The 16,025-nt window shown below is 72.2% G+C and carries 8 protein-coding genes; 7 read left to right on the forward strand and 1 reads right to left on the reverse strand.

The features are described from left to right. Positions 1 to 78 precede the first annotated feature (78 nt). Positions 79 to 1,203 (forward strand): GuaB3 family IMP dehydrogenase-related protein, encoded by a 1,125-nt coding sequence (locus ACFU5K_RS18150; RefSeq protein WP_384062441.1) that lies wholly within the window; start codon positions 79 to 81, stop codon positions 1,201 to 1,203. Positions 1,204 to 1,366: 163 nt separating this feature from the next. On the opposite strand, the gene ACFU5K_RS18155 is transcribed toward ACFU5K_RS18150, so the two are convergent. After that, the gene (locus tag ACFU5K_RS18155; RefSeq protein WP_384062445.1) at positions 1,367 to 2,629 is read right to left on the reverse strand and encodes a nucleotide sugar dehydrogenase; all 1,263 of its coding nucleotides are present in this window, start codon (positions 2,627 to 2,629) and stop codon (positions 1,367 to 1,369) included. A gap of 257 nt (positions 2,630 to 2,886) precedes the next feature. On the opposite strand from ACFU5K_RS18155, the gene ACFU5K_RS18160 reads away from it, so the two are divergent. From ACFU5K_RS18160 to ACFU5K_RS18185, 6 genes are all read left to right on the forward strand, one after another. Further along, positions 2,887 to 4,593, forward strand: coding sequence for a glycerol-3-phosphate dehydrogenase/oxidase (locus tag ACFU5K_RS18160; protein ID WP_384062448.1), 1,707 nt, complete (start codon positions 2,887 to 2,889; stop codon positions 4,591 to 4,593). A 697-nt stretch (positions 4,594 to 5,290) separates the two neighbouring features. Beyond that, positions 5,291 to 7,294, forward strand: coding sequence for a serine/threonine-protein kinase (locus ACFU5K_RS18165; protein WP_384062451.1), 2,004 nt, complete (start codon positions 5,291 to 5,293; stop codon positions 7,292 to 7,294). 190 nt (positions 7,295 to 7,484) lie between these two features. Further along, complete coding sequence (locus tag ACFU5K_RS18170; RefSeq protein WP_384062454.1) at positions 7,485 to 10,364, forward strand: protein kinase; 2,880 nt, start codon at positions 7,485 to 7,487, stop codon at positions 10,362 to 10,364. A 115-nt stretch (positions 10,365 to 10,479) separates the two neighbouring features. Next, positions 10,480 to 12,117 (forward strand): protein kinase, encoded by a 1,638-nt coding sequence (locus ACFU5K_RS18175; protein WP_384062456.1) that lies wholly within the window; start codon positions 10,480 to 10,482, stop codon positions 12,115 to 12,117. Between the two features lie 272 nt (positions 12,118 to 12,389). Beyond that, positions 12,390 to 14,018, forward strand: coding sequence for a succinic semialdehyde dehydrogenase (locus ACFU5K_RS18180; protein ID WP_384062459.1), 1,629 nt, complete (start codon positions 12,390 to 12,392; stop codon positions 14,016 to 14,018). Positions 14,019 to 14,064: 46 nt separating this feature from the next. Further along, positions 14,065 to 15,903 (forward strand): GMC oxidoreductase, encoded by a 1,839-nt coding sequence (locus tag ACFU5K_RS18185; protein ID WP_384062462.1) that lies wholly within the window; start codon positions 14,065 to 14,067, stop codon positions 15,901 to 15,903. The last annotated feature ends 122 nt before the right edge of the window (positions 15,904 to 16,025 follow it).

A 16,025-nucleotide genomic window follows, 5' to 3' on the forward strand; every position in this document is an offset into this window, starting at 1 on the left:
CGGGGTTCCCGGGACCGCCCCTCACGTGTGTGTCGGGGATACTGGTCAGCGCAGACGTAGAGGAAAGGCCACATCATCGTGACTGAGATCGAGATCGGGCGCGGCAAGCGCGGTCGGCGCGCATACGCGTTCGACGACATCGCCGTAGTGCCGAGCCGGCGCACCCGTGACCCGAAGGAGGTCTCGATCGCCTGGCAGATCGACGCCTACCGTTTCGAGCTGCCCTTCCTGGCCGCGCCGATGGACTCGGTGGTCTCCCCGCAGACCGCCATCCGCATCGGTGAGCTGGGCGGCCTCGGTGTCCTCAACCTGGAAGGGCTGTGGACCCGGCACGAGGACCCGCAGGCGCTCCTCGACGAGATCGCGGAGATGCCCGTCGAGACCGCCACGCCGCGGCTCCAGGAGATCTACTCCGCGCCCATCCAGGAGGAGCTGATCGGCCGGCGCATCAAGGAGGTGCGCGACTCCGGTGTCGTCACCGCCGCCGCGCTCTCGCCGCAGCGCACCGCCCAGTTCTCGAAGGCCGTCGTCGACGCGGGTGTGGACATCTTCGTCATCCGCGGTACGACGGTCTCCGCCGAGCACGTCTCGGGTGCCGCCGAGCCGCTCAACCTGAAGCAGTTCATCTACGAGCTGGACGTCCCGGTCATCGTCGGCGGCTGCGCCACGTACACCGCCGCCCTGCACCTGATGCGGACCGGCGCGGCCGGTGTCCTGGTCGGTTTCGGCGGCGGCGCCGCGCACACCACGCGCAACGTCTTCGGCATCCAGGTCCCGATGGCGACCGCGGTCGCGGACGTCGCCGGGGCACGCCGTGACTACATGGACGAGTCCGGCGGCCGGTACGTCCACGTCATCGCCGACGGCGGCGTCGGCTGGTCGGGCGACCTGCCGAAGGCCATCGCCTGCGGTGCGGACGCCGTGATGATGGGCTCCCCGCTGGCCCGCGCGACGGACGCGCCCGGCCGTGGTCGCCACTGGGGCATGGAGGCCGTCCACGAGGACGTCCCGCGCGGCAAGCTGGTCGACCTGGGCTCCGTGGGCACCACGGAGGAGGTGCTCACCGGTCCCTCGCACAACCCCGACGGCTCCATGAACATCTTCGGCGCGCTGCGCCGGGCGATGGCCACCACCGGCTACAGCGACCTCAAGGAGTTCCAGCGGGTCGAGGTTACGGTGGCGGACTCGCAGCACAGCCGCTGACCTCCCGTACGCAGGACGGCCCGGACCACTCGATCGGTCCGGGCCGTCCTGCGTGTGTGAGCTGTCAGCCGGCCTTCCGTGCGCCGGCGAAGGCGCCGGCGGGGCCGAGGACGAGGAACAGGTACGTCATGAAGTCGGCCAGTTCCCGGGGGCGCCCGGCGGGCTACAAGCGGTGCGCGGCCCCGGCGGGGGTGGCTCCTCGGGTGTCCAGGAGGAGTTGGGCCTTCACGGCGAGCCCCTGGAGGTCGTAGGTGCGGTGGTGCTGGAGAAGCACCGTCAGGTCCGCCCCGGCGGCCGCCTCGTAGAGCGAGTCGGCCCGCGCCACGGGAAGGTCACGCACGCGCCAGTCCAGGACGTGCGGGTCGTGGTAACCGATCTGGGCGCCCATGTCCATCAGCCGGGTGGCGATCTCGCGGGCGGGCGAGGCCTCCTGGTCTGCGAGGTCGGGCTTGTACGTGACGCCTAGCAGCAGGACCCTGGCTCCCCGCACGGACTTGCCGTGCTCGTTCAGCAGGGTCGCGCAGCGCTGGATCACGTAACTGGGCATCCGGTCGTTGATCTCCTTGGCCAGCGAGACCATGCGCAACGGGTGCCCGGTGGTCCGGCTGTTGTAGGGGAAGTAGCCAGGATCGACGGGTGCGCCATGGCCACCGACGCCGGGTCCGGGGCGGAACGGCTGGAATCCGAACGGTTTCGTCTCGGCGCACCTGATGACGTCCCAGAGGTCGACGCCCAAGTCGTGGCAGAGCACGGCCATCTCGTTGACGAGCGCGATGTTGACGTGCCGGAAGTTCGTTTCGAGGACCTTGGTCATCTCAGCCTCGCGCGGTCCCCTGGCCCGGACGACCTTGTCGGTGAGCCGTCCGTAGAAGGCGGCTGCCGACTCGGTGCACGCGGGGGTGAGGCCGCCGATGACCTTCGGGGTGTGGGCGTAGACGTGGGTGCGGCTGCCCGGGTCGAGGCGGCCGGGGGAGTGGGCGAGGTGGAAGTCGCGCCCGGCGCGCAGCCCGGATCCCTCCTCCAGGAGCGGCCGCACGATGTTCTCCGTGGTGCCGGGCGGCACGGCCGACTCCACCAGGACGGTGGTGTGGGGCCGCAGCCGGGCGGCGAGCGCGCGGGCCGCGTCCGTGACGGCTCCGAGGTCGAGCATGCGGTCAGGTCCGAGCGGGGTGGGGGCGCAGATCGCGGCGGTACGGACCCGGCCCAGCTCGGCCGGGTCCGCGGTGGGCCGGAAGCCGCCCGCGACCATCCTGCGGATGTCCGAGGCGCTGAGAGACCCCTCGGCCGGCGTACGGCCGGCCGAGAGTTCTGTGAAGGGCCGGGGGTCCGTGTCGTAGCCGACGGTGTGGATCCCCACGCCGACGGCCGCCTGGGCGAGGGGCAGGCCGAGATGACCGAGTCCGATGACAGCGAGGTCTGCGGGCATGGGGAGAGCCGTCCTTTCCCTAAGACCAAGAGGCGGAGAGTGCAACTGCTGGGGACAGCGCTATGTAAGACTAGGCTTATATATGACCTATATGTCGCATTCCGCGGGTCCCGTGAGCCGGGTGTTGTCCACAGGCGGTGGCTGAAGTTGCGGACCGGGGACAGAATCGAATGGTGGGCACGGGTGCCCGGCTCTCCGGCCGGACCCGCTCTCCGTGCCGTGGCACCCCGATCCACCGGGAATACCGGGAGGCAGCAGTGAGGACAGCGACACTGGGACCCGCGGAGCGCACCCAAGCGCTGGCCGCGATGGCCGAGCGCGAACTGGACGTGCTGGTCGTGGGGGCGGGCGTGGTCGGCGCTGGAACCGCGCTCGACGCGGCTACGAGAGGACTTTCGACCGGTCTGGTCGAGGGTCGTGACTGGGCCGCCGGCACGTCCAGCAGGTCGAGCAAGCTGATTCACGGCGGACTGCGCTATCTGGAGATGCTGGACTTCGCGCTCGTCCGTGAGGCGCTCAAGGAGCGAGGGCTCCTGCTGGGGCGGCTGGCGCCGCACCTCGTGAGGCCCGTGCCCTTCCTCTACCCGCTGCAGCACAAGGGCTGGGAGCGGCTGTACGCGGGCTCCGGCGTCGCGTTGTACGACGCGATGTCGGTGTCCTCCGGCCACGGGCGGGGACTGCCCCTGCACAGGCACCTCACCCGCCGCCACGCGCTGCAGGTCGCTCCGGCCCTGCGGAAGGACGCCCTGGTCGGGGCCCTCCAGTACTACGACGCCCAGATGGACGACGCCCGCTTCGTCGCGAACCTGGTGCGGACGGCCGCGAGCTACGGCGCGCGGGTGGCGAACGGCGCGCGGGTGACCGCCTTCCTCAAGGAGGGCGAGCGTGTCGTCGGCGCACGGGTGGAGGACGTCGAGGGCGGCGGTGAGTACGAGATCCGTGCCAAGCAGGTGGTCAACGCCACCGGGGTCTGGACCGACGACACCCAGGCCCTCATCGGGGAGCGCGGACAGTTCCACGTCCGGGCGTCGAAGGGCGTCCACCTCGTGGTGCCCAAGGACCGTATCCACTCCACGACCGGCCTCATCCTGAGGACCGAGAAGTCCGTGCTCTTCGTGATCCCCTGGGGGCGGCACTGGATCATCGGCACGACGGACACCGACTGGTCACTCGACAAGTCCCATCCGGCCGCATCCAGCGCCGATATCGATTACGTCCTCGAACACGTCAACTCGGTGCTGAACACCCCGCTCGGCAGGGACGACGTCGAAGGGGTCTATGCCGGACTGCGGCCGCTGCTGGCCGGTGAGTCGGACGCCACCAGCAAGCTGTCCCGTGAGCACACGGTCGCCCATCCGGCGCCGGGCATCGTCGTCGTGGCGGGAGGCAAGTACACGACGTACCGGGTGATGGCCAAGGACGCCGTCGACGAGGCGGTGCACGGGCTTGACCAGCGGGTCGCGGACTGCGTCACGGAGAACATCCCGCTGCTGGGCGCCGAGGGCTACCAGGCCCTGTGGAACTCGCGTGCCAGGCTCGCGGCCCGGACGGGACTGCACGTGGTCCGGGTGGAGCACCTGCTGAACAGGTACGGCTCCCTGACCGAGGAAGTCCTGGAACTCGTCGCGGCGGACCCCACGCTCGGCGAACCTCTGACCGGCGCCGACGACTACCTCCGGGCCGAGGTCGTCTACGCCGCCTCGCACGAGGGGGCCCGGCACCTCGACGACGTCCTGGTCCGGCGCACCCGGATCTCCATCGAGACGTTCGACCGGGGGACCCGGTCCGCCCGCGAGTGTGCCGACCTGATGGCCCCGGTCCTGGGCTGGGACACGGCCCAGGTCGAACGCGAGGTGGAGCACTACCAGAAGCGCGTGGAGGCCGAGCGGGAGTCGCAGCGGCAGCCCGACGACCTGACGGCGGACGCCGCGCGGCTGGGAGCACCCGACATCTCACCCCTGTAGGCGGAGAGCGGCGGGAGGACTGCACCCGGAGGTTCAGGAGGGCTTCCGGGAGCAGAACACCGCCTCCAGGAGGGCTGTTTCGAGCCCCTGGGCGGGGGGGGGTGTCCGCGTTGACCCGGAGAGTGAGGACCGGCCGTCGCGGGTCGCGGCGGACCGGAGGTGACTTCCTGCGATGTGTCTTCGGTGGCCCCGGACGGTCATGCCGCAGGAGACCTTCTGCGGATGGATTCCCATGCCGTACGAACCCGTGGTCCTCGACGCTGTCGTCCAGCCGGAGCCGCCCTCCCCGGCGAGTTGGAGGACGACCGCCGCGACGAAGGACTTCGTGATGCTGCGCTGCCCGCCCGGAAGCGGTCGGCGGCACGGCTTCCGGTCCCCGCGGAGTCGTAGAGACCGCTGTGCCCGCGGGCGTTGTGACGTACCAGAATGGCTGCCGCGGGAGCGCGGCCCTCGACGACGAGCCGGGGGAGGTAGGACGATGCGGGCGTGAGGTGTGGTTCGCTGGGCAGGCTGGTGGATCCCAGAGCCAACACGCACAACATCAGCGGGGCGACGAGCAGCGCCCTGGAAATCGGCATGGCAGGGGGTTCCCTCCTCCGGCCACATCGTGACCGACCCCGGACCCGGCACCATGACCGGTCCCGGGGTGAGGGACAATGAACGCTCTGCCAGGGCGGGTTGATCGCAGAGGGGACGCATGTCGGAGGCGGAGCAGGCACAGGAGCCCCAACGGGACAAGGACGGACGTCTCCTCGCGGGGCGCTACCGGCTCGGGGATGTGCTCGGCCGGGGCGGCATGGGCACGGTCTGGCGGGCTGCAGACGAGACGTTGGGGCGCACGGTCGCGGTCAAGGAACTGCGGTTCCCGTCCTCCATCGAAGAGGACGAGAAGCGCCGTCTCATCACGCGCACCCTGCGTGAGGCGAAGGCGATCGCGAGGATCCGCAACACCAGCGCGGTGACGGTCTACGACGTCGTCGACGAGGACGACCGGCCGTGGATCGTCATGGAACTCATCGAGGGCAAGTCCCTCGCCGAGGTGATCCGGGAGGACGGGACACTCACCCCGAGACGCGCGGCGGAGGTCGGCCTGGCCATCCTCGACGTCCTGCGCTCGGCGCACCGCGAGGGCATCCTGCACCGGGACGTGAAGCCGTCGAACGTGCTGATCTCCGAGGACGGCCGGGTCGTCCTGACCGACTTCGGGATCGCCCAGGTCGAGGGCGACCCCTCCGTCACCTCAACGGGCATGCTCGTCGGCGCCCCCTCCTACATCTCCCCCGAGCGCGCTCGGGGACACAAGCCGGGACCGCCCGCCGACATGTGGTCGCTCGGCGGACTGCTGTACGCGAGCGTCGAGGGCCGTCCGCCGTACGACAAGGGATCGGCGATCGCCACCCTCACGGCCGTGATGACCGAGCCGGTCGAGAAGCCGGAGCACGCGGGCCCACTGGAGGAGGTCATCTACGGCCTGCTGGCCAGGGACCCCGACCAGCGGCTGGACGACGCGGGCGCCCGCGTCCTGCTCAACGCGGTGATCAACGCCCCCGAGGCGCCGGTGACGCCTCCGGCCGAGCGCACCCAGGTCATGGCGCTGCCCGTGACCGGTGACACCAAGGGCGGCAGGAGCGGCGACAAGCGGGACAAGGGCGGAGCGGGGAGCGGCGCCGGGAAGCCCGCGGCCGCAGCCGCCGCAGCGGCCGGCGTCGGGTTCGCCGCCGGGGCGGTTCCGACGGGGCGGACGTCCGGCGCCGCGGCCGCCGCGCGCGAGCCCGAAACCACGGAGAGCACCCGGGACCGGCTGCGCGGGGCGCTGAAGTCCGTGCGCAACGCCAAGTCCCCGGCGGCCTCGCGGGGCGCCGGCACCGCGACGGCCTCGGCCTCCGTCGGGGGTCCCGCCGGGCGGCCCGGCCAGGCCCGTGCGTCCATCACCGACGTCGTGCCGCGCCGCACACTGGCGATCATCGCCGGAGTCGTGGCCCTGGCCATCCTCGGTACGATCCTCGCGCTCACCATCGGAGACGGTGACGCGGGCGGCGACGGGGCGAAGGGCGACACCTCCGCGTCGGCAGGCGCCGCGTCCGGCGGTGGCACCGAGCCCGCGGGCGGCGGCTCGGGCAAGGACGACGCCGCCGGGGACGGCGGCAAGGACGGTCGGGGGGAGGGCAAGGCAGACGCGTCCGGCGCCCCCTCGACCTCTCCTTCGCCGGAGACCGGCGAGGCGACCCCGGACCCCGACGCCCTGCCCGCCGGGTTCAAGAAGGTCACCAACAAGCAGTTCCACTTCTCGATGGCGATGCCCGAGGACTTCAGGTTCGACGCCATAGCGGGACGGAACTCGGGTGCCATCTACAACGCCGGCGGCGGCTTCCCGCGAGTCCAGGTCGACTACAACTCCTCGCCCAGGAACGACGCGGCGGCAGCCTGGGCCGGAGCGGTCTCCAGCGCCAGGAGCCTCAGCGACGGCTACCAGCACATCGGGATAAAGAAGGTCGAGTACAACGGCTACCCGACCGTCGCGGACTGGGAGTTCACGCGCAACCAGCAGGGGATGCGGGTCCGGGTGCTCAACCGGGGCTTCAAGGCGGACGCCACGCACGGCTTCTCGATCATGATCAGCTGCAAGGCGTCCGAGTGGGACGGCAAGGAGTGCAAGGCGCTGCGCGACACGGCGTTCGCCACGTTCGAGCCCACCGACTGACCGGCGCGGGCGTACGACGGAGCGGCCGGGTTGCGGTGACCCGGCCGCACAGCCGTGACTTGCCACGTATGGTGAGAGACCGAGGACCGTACGCAGCCGAAAAAATAGGTCAAATGCACAGCAAGTGACCGCAATTGACGGATTCATGCGGTCTCCGTGACCAGGGGACAGCGCGCTCTGGGGAGGCGTCGTGGACGACTACGCGGGTCGGGTACTCGCCGACCGCTACCGCCTTCCGCTGCCCCCGTCCGACGCCTTCGAACTCGCCGAGACACGGGCGTTCGACACGTACAGCGGGCAGGAGGTCCTGGTCCGCCAGGTGCCGTTGCCCGAGGTCGTGGACGCGGAGGTGCTCGACGCCGACGGGCTGCCCCCGGCCGCCAGGCGTGCCACCGGGCGGGCGGTGCGCCGGCCCACGGACCCCGCGGTCAGAAGGGCCATCGAAGCCGCCCAGGCCGCCGCGCAGGTGCCCGACCACCCGCGCCTCGACCAGGTCTTCGACGTGTTCGCCGAGGCGGGATCGCTCTGGATAGTGAGCGAACTGGTCGCCGCCAGGCCACTGGCCGCGCTGCTCGCGGAGCGGCCCCTCAACCCCTACCGGGCCGCAGAGATCGGCTCCGACGTGCTCACGGCTCTCGCGGTGCTGCACGCGCACGGCTGGACGCACCGCAACATCACCGTCCGCACCGTGCTGGTCTGCGACGACGGCCGCGTCGTGCTGACGGGTCTGGCGGCCGGCGCGGCGGAGGAGGCGCTGTGCGGATACGTTCCGGCGCCGCAGCCGGACGAGGAGGACAGCTACGGGCCCCCGGCGGTCGAATCGGGGCCCACGGGCCCGTACGACCCGCCGGAGTCGCGCAGCCCGCACGAGCCCTCCGCGTCGTACGAACCGCCCGCCCTCAGCAGCCCGCGGGAAAGGCCCGAGCTCTTCGCGCTCCCGGAACTGCCGAGCCCCTACAGGCCGTCGGCCGTCCACGAGCGACAGGACCTGGACGAGCCGTCGTCAGGTGCTTACGGAACAGAGGATTCCGACGACCCGTCCGGTGCGGGCACTGCCTTCGGGGCCTCGGAGCGGCCCGACCCGCACGAGGCCTACAGGCGTCCGGCGCCGCCGGACCAGGTTGCGCCGTCCGGGTCCGAGGCCCTGCCCGCGCCCAGGGCGTCCGCCGACGGTGTGCCCGCGCCGCCCGGAGCGGGGAGCGCGGCGCAGCTGCGTGCCGCCCGCGCCGGTGCCATCGCCGCCTACCGGGCGGGAGCGCGTGCCGCGGCGCGCGCGGGCGAGGAGCAGAGGCGCGCGGAGCGTGAGGCCGGTGACGGGCCGGTCGGACCCGAGGAGCCCGGCACGTCCGCCGCCGAGGAGCGGGAGCCCGAGGGGACCGGCACCTCGCCGTACCCGGGGCGACCGCAGCTGACCGGCGGCTGGGGCGGGCCGGGCGACGGCACCTACCCGTACGACGACGAGGACGACGACGAGGACGACGACCCCGGCCACCGGCCGCCCGGCCGGCGTGTCCACCTCGCCGGCACCTGGAGCGACGGCCACGGCTCCGGCCGCCCCGTGCCCGCGGGGGGTTCGTCGGCATCGGGCGGCTACGGCGAGGACGCCCTGCGGGCCGATGCCCGGCGGGTCGGCGGCGGTCCGGTGGAGCGCCCCGGCCGGCTGCCTCAGCCGGTCACCGCGCGGGCACCCGTCGGCGGGTGGGACGAGGTGGTCGCCGGCAGTGGGAGCACCCCCGCGTACCGCGGCCCCGCCACCCCGCTCGCCGCCGAGCGTGCCCGGCAGGCCCGTATCGCCGTCGTCGGTGCCGTCACCGAGCGGTGGGCGCCCGAGCAGGCGGGTCCGGTCCACGACAACTGGCAGCTGGCTCCGCCCATCGGCCCCTCCACCGACCTTTGGGCGCTCGGCGCGCTCCTGTACCGCGCCGTGCAGGGGCATGCCCCGTATCCGGAGGAGAACGCCGCCGAGCTCGTGCAGATGGTCTGCGGTGAGCCGCCGGCCTTCGCCGAGGAGTGCGGTCCGCTGCGCCCCGTGGTCGAGTCGCTGCTGCGTCAGGACCCGACGGAGCGGCCGGACTTCGAGGAGCTGCGCGGCTGGCTGCGCTCCCTCGTGCGCTCGGCCCCCGAACCGGAGGCCGGCGCCGACGTCGTCACGCTGCCCCCCGCCGACGCCACCCGCCTGCCGGTCGTGCGCCGCCGGGGTGAGCTGGTGCGCAGGCGCCGGGGTCGCGGCGCCGCCCACGGACGGCACCGGCAGGGCAGGGCGCAGCGCCAGGAGGCGCCGCCGCAGCGGTACGAGAAGCCGCCCCGCGTCCCGCGCGAGCCCAAGGGGCCCAAGGTGCTGCGCCAGCCGCCGCCCGGCGGCAGGGCGCCGCGCAGGCTCGGACGGCTGCTCCTGGTGCTGATCCTGCTGGTGATGGCTGCCGCCGTCGCCTACGCCGTGATGTTCATGCCCAAGGCGGGCACCGGCGCGGGCCCGGCACCGTCGGACTCCGTCGCACCCGCGGACCGGGAGACCGGCGGTCCGTCCGCCGGGGCGACCGAGTCGCCCGGCGCGTCCGGTTCGTCGGGCTCCTCGGGTTCGCGGAAGCCGCAGACCAGCCGCTCGGCCGTCGCCCTCGCGGCGGGGTACGAACTGCGCAAGGACGCCGAGGGCTTCGAGATCGGCGTACGCAAGGGCTGGCAGCGCAGCCCCGCCGGCTCCGACCGTCAGGTCAGGTACGGCAGCGACGGGTTCAGTGTCCTCGTCGTGCCGGGCCGGGACACGGTCAAGGCCCACGGCGACGATCCGCTGGACTACCAGCGGAGCGGCGAGCCCGAGCTGAAGCCATTCCGCGAGTCCAGCTGGGCGACGTCCACGGGTCTGCGCCGCGTCGACGTCGGCAGACAGGCGATGGCGGAGGGGCAGTTCACCTGGCAGGAGAGCAGCGGACGGCAGGTGTACGTCCGCAACCTGGTCATGATCGTGGACGGCAGGTACCACATTGTCCAGGTCATCGGCCCGGAGAACGACCGGGACGAGGTCTCCGAGATCTACGAACAGGCCATCTCCAGTTACCGAGTGTCCTCCTGACCTGTCGTCGGCGTGACGCGACAAGCATCACAGTGCGATGTCGTGGGCGATGCGAGGTTCCGTGCGGTGGCCTCCTCTCCGTACCCTGTCGTCCCGAGGAACGGGGCGGGGACACGTGGAACACGCGCAGGGAACGGACGCGGGGATCGTACTGGCCGGGCGGTACCGGCTGGGCGACGTCCTGGGCCGCGGAGGCATGGGCAAGGTGTGGCGGGCCCATGACGAGGTCCTCCACCGGACGGTCGCCGTAAAGGAGCTGACCGCCGGGCTGTACGCCGCGGAGGCGGACCGGGCGGTGCTGCACGCCCGCACGCAGAAGGAGGCGCGCGCGGCTGCCCGGATCACCCACCCGGGGGTCGTCACCGTCCACGACGTCATCGAGTACGACAACCGCCCCTGGATCGTCATGCAGTACGTCGACGGCCCTTCGCTCGCCGACGCCGCCAAGGAGACCGGCGAGGTCGAGCCGCGCGAGGCGGCGAGGATCGGGCTCCATGTGCTGGGCGCCCTGCGGGCCGCGCACGCCGCCGGCGTGCTGCACCGCGACGTCAAGCCGGCCAACGTCCTGCTCGCCCGGGACGGACAGGTGCTGCTGACGGACTTCGGGATCGCCGCGATCGAGGGTGACTCGACCATCACCAGGACGGGCGAACTCGTCGGGTCCATCGACTACCTGGCCCCCGAGCGGGTGCGCGGCGGCGATCCGGGCCCCGCGTCCGACCTGTGGTCGCTGGGCGCCACGCTCTACACGGCCGTGGAGGGCACCTCGCCCTTCCGCCGTACGTCGCCGATCTCGACCATGCAGGCCGTCGTCGCCGAGGAGCCGCCCCCGCCGCGGCGCGGAGGCGCGCTGGGGCCGGTGATCACGGCACTTCTGCGCAAGGACCCCGCCGCCCGCCCGACGGCCGAGGAGGCCGAACGGATGCTGCTGGACGCGATGGAGGGGCGCAAGCCCCGTGCCGCGCAGGCCCACGTTCCCACGCGGCGCGTCACGGAGGAGGAACTGCTCGCCCTCTCCGCCCCGGACGGATCGACGGCACGGCTCTCCCTGCCTCCGTCCTCGCCGCCCCCGCACCACTTCGCGCCCGGCCCTGCGCGCAGACGGTGGCGTACCGCCCTGCTGGTGCTGGCGGTGGCGGCCCTGCTCGGCGGTGCGGCCGGTATCGCCGCGATGAAGTACGCGGACGGCAGCGGGAGTACGGCGGGACGCACCCAGGGGCAGGGTGCGGGCGGACCGTCCGCCTCCTCGTCCCCGTCCGCGAGCCGGGAGGCCACGGGAGACGTGAACGGCGTACCGGACGGCTGGAAGACGGTCCACGACCCCGAGGGCTTCAGCCTCCTCGTCCCGGACGGGTGGGAGCGGCACACCCAGGACGGGCAGATCGACTACACCCCGGACGGCGGGGCGCACCGCATCCGGATCAGCCTCGATCCGCAGCCGGACTTCGACAACTCGTACACGCACATGGAGAGCATCGAGAAGGACCTCGCGGAGCGGCTGCCGGCCTACGAGCGGCAGTCCCTGGAGCCGAACATCTTCCGCGACCGCCCCGGCTCACGCTGGGAGTTCACCTGGGTCGAGTCCAAGGACCACCCGGGCCCGCGTCACGGCATCGACCAGATGTACATGGCCGAGCCGGGCGGCCCCGAGTACGCGTTCTACATGACGGGTCCCGAGGGCGACCGGTCCGAGACCCGGCGGCTCTTCGAGACGATGCTGCGCAGCTGGCAGCCGCCCAAGCACACCGGCTGAGGTACGCGGGTACGTGCGGGTGAAGATGCCCGCGGCCGGCCGGGCGGCGGAGGACGGCGGAGTGCATCTACGCGGAGGTGGCCGAACGTCCCAAGATTCACGATTCCTGACCGACGCTCCCCGTACGGACAGCGGATCACCCCTGATCAGCGGTTATGCAGCCAGTGATCACTGGCTGCATAACCGGGCGCGGCTCAATGCCCTGGCAGGGTCTGTGAAAACCTGTTACCCACGGGTACCCAAAGTGCGCGCGTGGACATACTCTCGCCCTCATGACGGACTCGCAGGCATCCACGACCGCCCCCGCCGCCCGGGTGGGCACCAACCCGGTGGCCGCCGCCCCCGCGGGCGCGCGCACCGCCGCCGACGTGGTCACCGCCGAGGTGATCGCCCAGCTGACCCGTGGCGTCGCCGGTTCCGGCCGCACGGCCAACCACAGCCCCTTCACCGGGGAGAAGCTGGCCGACCTGCCCGAGTCCACCCCCGAGGACGTCGAGACCGCCTTCGAACGCGCCCGGGCCGCCCAGCCGGCGTGGGCCGCGACCCCCGTCCGGGCCAGGGCCGCCGTCCTGCTCCGCTTCCACGACCTGGTCCTGCGGCGCCAGTCCGAGGTCCTCGACCTCATCCAGCTGGAGACGGGCAAGGCCAGGCTGCACGCCCACGAAGAGGTCCTGGCCGTCGCCGTCTCGGCCCGGCACTACGGACGCCGGGCCGCCTCCTACCTGAAGCCCAGGCGGCACACCGGGGTCGTCCCGACCCTCACCAAGGTCACCGAACTCCGCCAGCCGCGCGGGGTCGTCGGCCAGATCGCCCCCTGGAACTACCCTCTCGAACTCTCCGTCGGGGACGCGCTGCCCGCGTTCGTGTCCGGCAACGCGGTCGTCATGAAGCCCGACACCGAGACCGCGCTGACCGCCCTGTGGGCCCGTGACCTGCTGATCGAGGCCGGACTGCCCGCCGAGGTGTTCCAGGTCGTCATCGGGGAGGGTCCGGTCGTCGGCCCCGAGGTGGTCTCCCGCGCCGACTACGTCTCCTTCACCGGCTCCACCCGCACCGGCCGTGAGGTCGCCCAGGGCGCCGCCGCCCGGCTCGTCGGAGTGTCGCTCGAACTCGGCGGCAAGAACGCCATGCTCGTCCTCGACGACGCCGACGTGGAGAAGGCCGCCCAGGGCGCCGTCCGCGCCTGCTTCTCCTCCGCCGGGCAACTCTGTATCTCCATCGAGCGGCTGTACGTCCACGAGTCGGTCGCCGACGACTTCGTCGCGCGCTTCGCAGCCCGCACGAAGGCCATGCGCCTCGGCAACTCCCTGGCATACGGAGCCGACATGGGCTCCCTCGTCGGCGAGCGTCAGCTGGAGACCGTCAGCAGGCACGTGGCCGAGGCCGTCGAGAAGGGCGCGACACTCGTCGCGGGCGGCGTCGCCCGGCCCGACATCGGCCCGCTCTTCTACGAGCCGACCATCCTGGACGGCGTCGAGGCACCCATGGCCGTCTGCGGGGAGGAGACCTTCGGCCCGGTCGTCTCCATCTACCGCTTCAGCGACGACGACGAGGCCGTCGCGCTCGCCAACGCGACGCCGTACGGCCTCAACTCCAGTGTCTGGACGCGCAGCGCGGGACGCGGCCACCGCGTCGCGGCGCGGCTGCGGACCGGCACGGTCAACATCAACGAGGGGTACGCGCCCGCGTACGGCAGCGTCCAGTCGCCGATGGGCGGCATGAAGGACTCGGGTCTCGGCAGGCGTCACGGCTCCGAGGGCATCCTGAAGTACACCGAGGCCCAGACGGTCGCCCAGCAGCGGCTGATGCCCCTGGCGCCGTCCTTCGGGATGGACGACGAGAAGTACGCCGCCTTCATGAGCAGCAGCCTCAAGGTGATGAAGGCCTTCCGCCTGCGCTGAACCGCCAGACGCCCCCGCTTCCCGCCCTCTGCCACCGAGGAGAGCCATGGCCCAGGACAGTCCTGCCCAGAAACAGGCCGTACCGGCCGCTCAGGCGGCTGACGACGACGCGTACGACTACGACGTGCTCGTCGTCGGTTCGGGCTTCGGCGGCGCGGTCTCGGCCCTTCGCCTGAGCGAGAAGGGGTACCGCGTCGGCGTCCTGGAAGCGGGCCGCCGCTTCACACCGGCGACGCTCCCCAAGAACTCCTGGGACGTGAAGAACTACCTGTGGGCACCGGCGCTCGGCCTGTTCGGCATCCAGCGCGTGCACCTGCTGGGCAAGGTGATGGTGCTGGCCGGCGCGGGGGTCGGCGGGGGCTCCCTGAACTACGCCAACACGCTCTACGTGCCGCCCGCGCCGTTCTTCGAGGACCGCCAGTGGGCCGGCATCACCGACTGGAGGGCGGAGCTGGCGCCGTACTACGACCAGGCGAAGCGGATGCTCGGCGTGCGCCTCAACCCGAGCATGACCCCGGCCGACGTCCACCTCAAGGCCGTCGCTGAGACCATGGGCGTCGGCGACAGCTTCCACCTCGCCCCGGTGGGCGTGTTCTTCGGCGACGGGCAGGACGCCGACGGGTCCGCGCGCACGAAACCCGGGGGAGAGGTCGCCGACCCGTACTTCGGCGGCGCCGGTCCCGCCCGCAAGGCGTGCTCCGAATGCGGCGAGTGCATGACGGGATGCCGCCACGGCGCGAAGAACACGCTCAACGAGAACTACCTCTACCTCGCGGAGAAGGCCGGCGCGGTCATCCACCCGATGACCTCCGTCGTCGCGGTCACCGACGCCCCGGAGGGCGGCTACCGCGTGTCGACCGTGCCGACGAACCGGCGCCGCAAGGCACCCCCGTCCGTGCTGCGGGCCCGCAAGGTGATCGTCGCGGCGGGGACGTACGGCACGCAGACCCTGCTGCACCGGATGAAGGACGAGGGCCTCCTGCCCCGGCTCTCCTCCCGGCTCGGCGAACTCACCCGTACCAACTCCGAGGGCCTGGTGGGCGCGCAGACCAGCGACCGCCGCTACCGCAGGAAGCACGGCGGAGCCAAGGCCGACTTCACCCGGGGAGTCGCCATCACCTCGTCGATCCATCCCGACGAGAACACCCACATCGAACCGGTGCGCTACGGCAAGGGCTCGAACGCCATGGGCGCCCTGACCATCCTTCAGGTGCCCTACAGCACGCACCGGGTGCTGAGCTGGTTCGGCAGCGTGGCCAGGCACCCGCTGCTGACCATGCGCTCGCTCTCCAACCGGCGCTGGTCGGAGCGGACGATCATCGGCCTCGTCATGCAGTCGCTGGACAACTCGCTGATCGCGTACCGCAAGCCAGGGGGCGTCGGCAAGGGGCTGCTCACCGCCCGCCAGGGGCACGGGGCACCCAACCCGACGCAGATAGCCGAGGCGACCCGGGGGGCGACGCTGCTCGCCCAGGAGATCAACGGCTTCGCCGGATCGAACGTGGGGGAGCTGATGGGCACCCCGCTCACCGCGCACTTCCTCGGCGGGTGCGCGATCGGAGCCGGCCCGGAGGAGGGCGTCATCGACCCCTACCACCGGCTGTACGGCCACCCGGGCATCTCCGTCGTCGACGGCTCCGCGGTCTCCGCGAACCTCGGCGTCAACCCGTCGCTGACCATCACCGCGCAGGCCGAGCGTGCGATGTCCTTCTGGCCCAACAAGGGCGAGGCGGACCCGCGTCCCGCGCAGGGTGAGGCGTACCGGCGGCTGGCCGCGGTCGAGCCGGTGGCGCCGGCCGTTCCCGAGGAGGCGTTCGGCGCGCTGAAGCTGCCGTTCCTGGCGATACCCGCGATCCCGCCGAAGGCGGCCGCCGAAGAGGCGTGAGCCCGGCACGCCGAGGGGCTGCACCCCCCTCCGAGTGCAGCCCCTCCACGTACCTACCGGTGGCGCGCGCCTTGGACGGCGGCGCGGAACGTACAACGTGACCGCGACGGGAAGCGGAAACC

This window comes from Streptomyces sp. NPDC057428 (assembly GCF_042803195.1).
In the GTDB taxonomy this organism is placed as follows: domain Bacteria; phylum Actinomycetota; class Actinomycetes; order Streptomycetales; family Streptomycetaceae; genus Streptomyces.

Coding starts and splice junctions, on each gene's coding strand:
- ACFU5K_RS18155 (WP_384062445.1), bottom strand. CDS start 2,629: ATGCCCGCAGACCTCGCTGTCATCGGACTCGGTCATCTCGGCCTGCCC.
- ACFU5K_RS18165 (WP_384062451.1), top strand. CDS start 5,291: ATGTCGGAGGCGGAGCAGGCACAGGAGCCCCAACGGGACAAGGACGGA.
- ACFU5K_RS18180 (WP_384062459.1), top strand. CDS start 12,390: ATGACGGACTCGCAGGCATCCACGACCGCCCCCGCCGCCCGGGTGGGC.
- ACFU5K_RS18185 (WP_384062462.1), top strand. CDS start 14,065: ATGGCCCAGGACAGTCCTGCCCAGAAACAGGCCGTACCGGCCGCTCAG.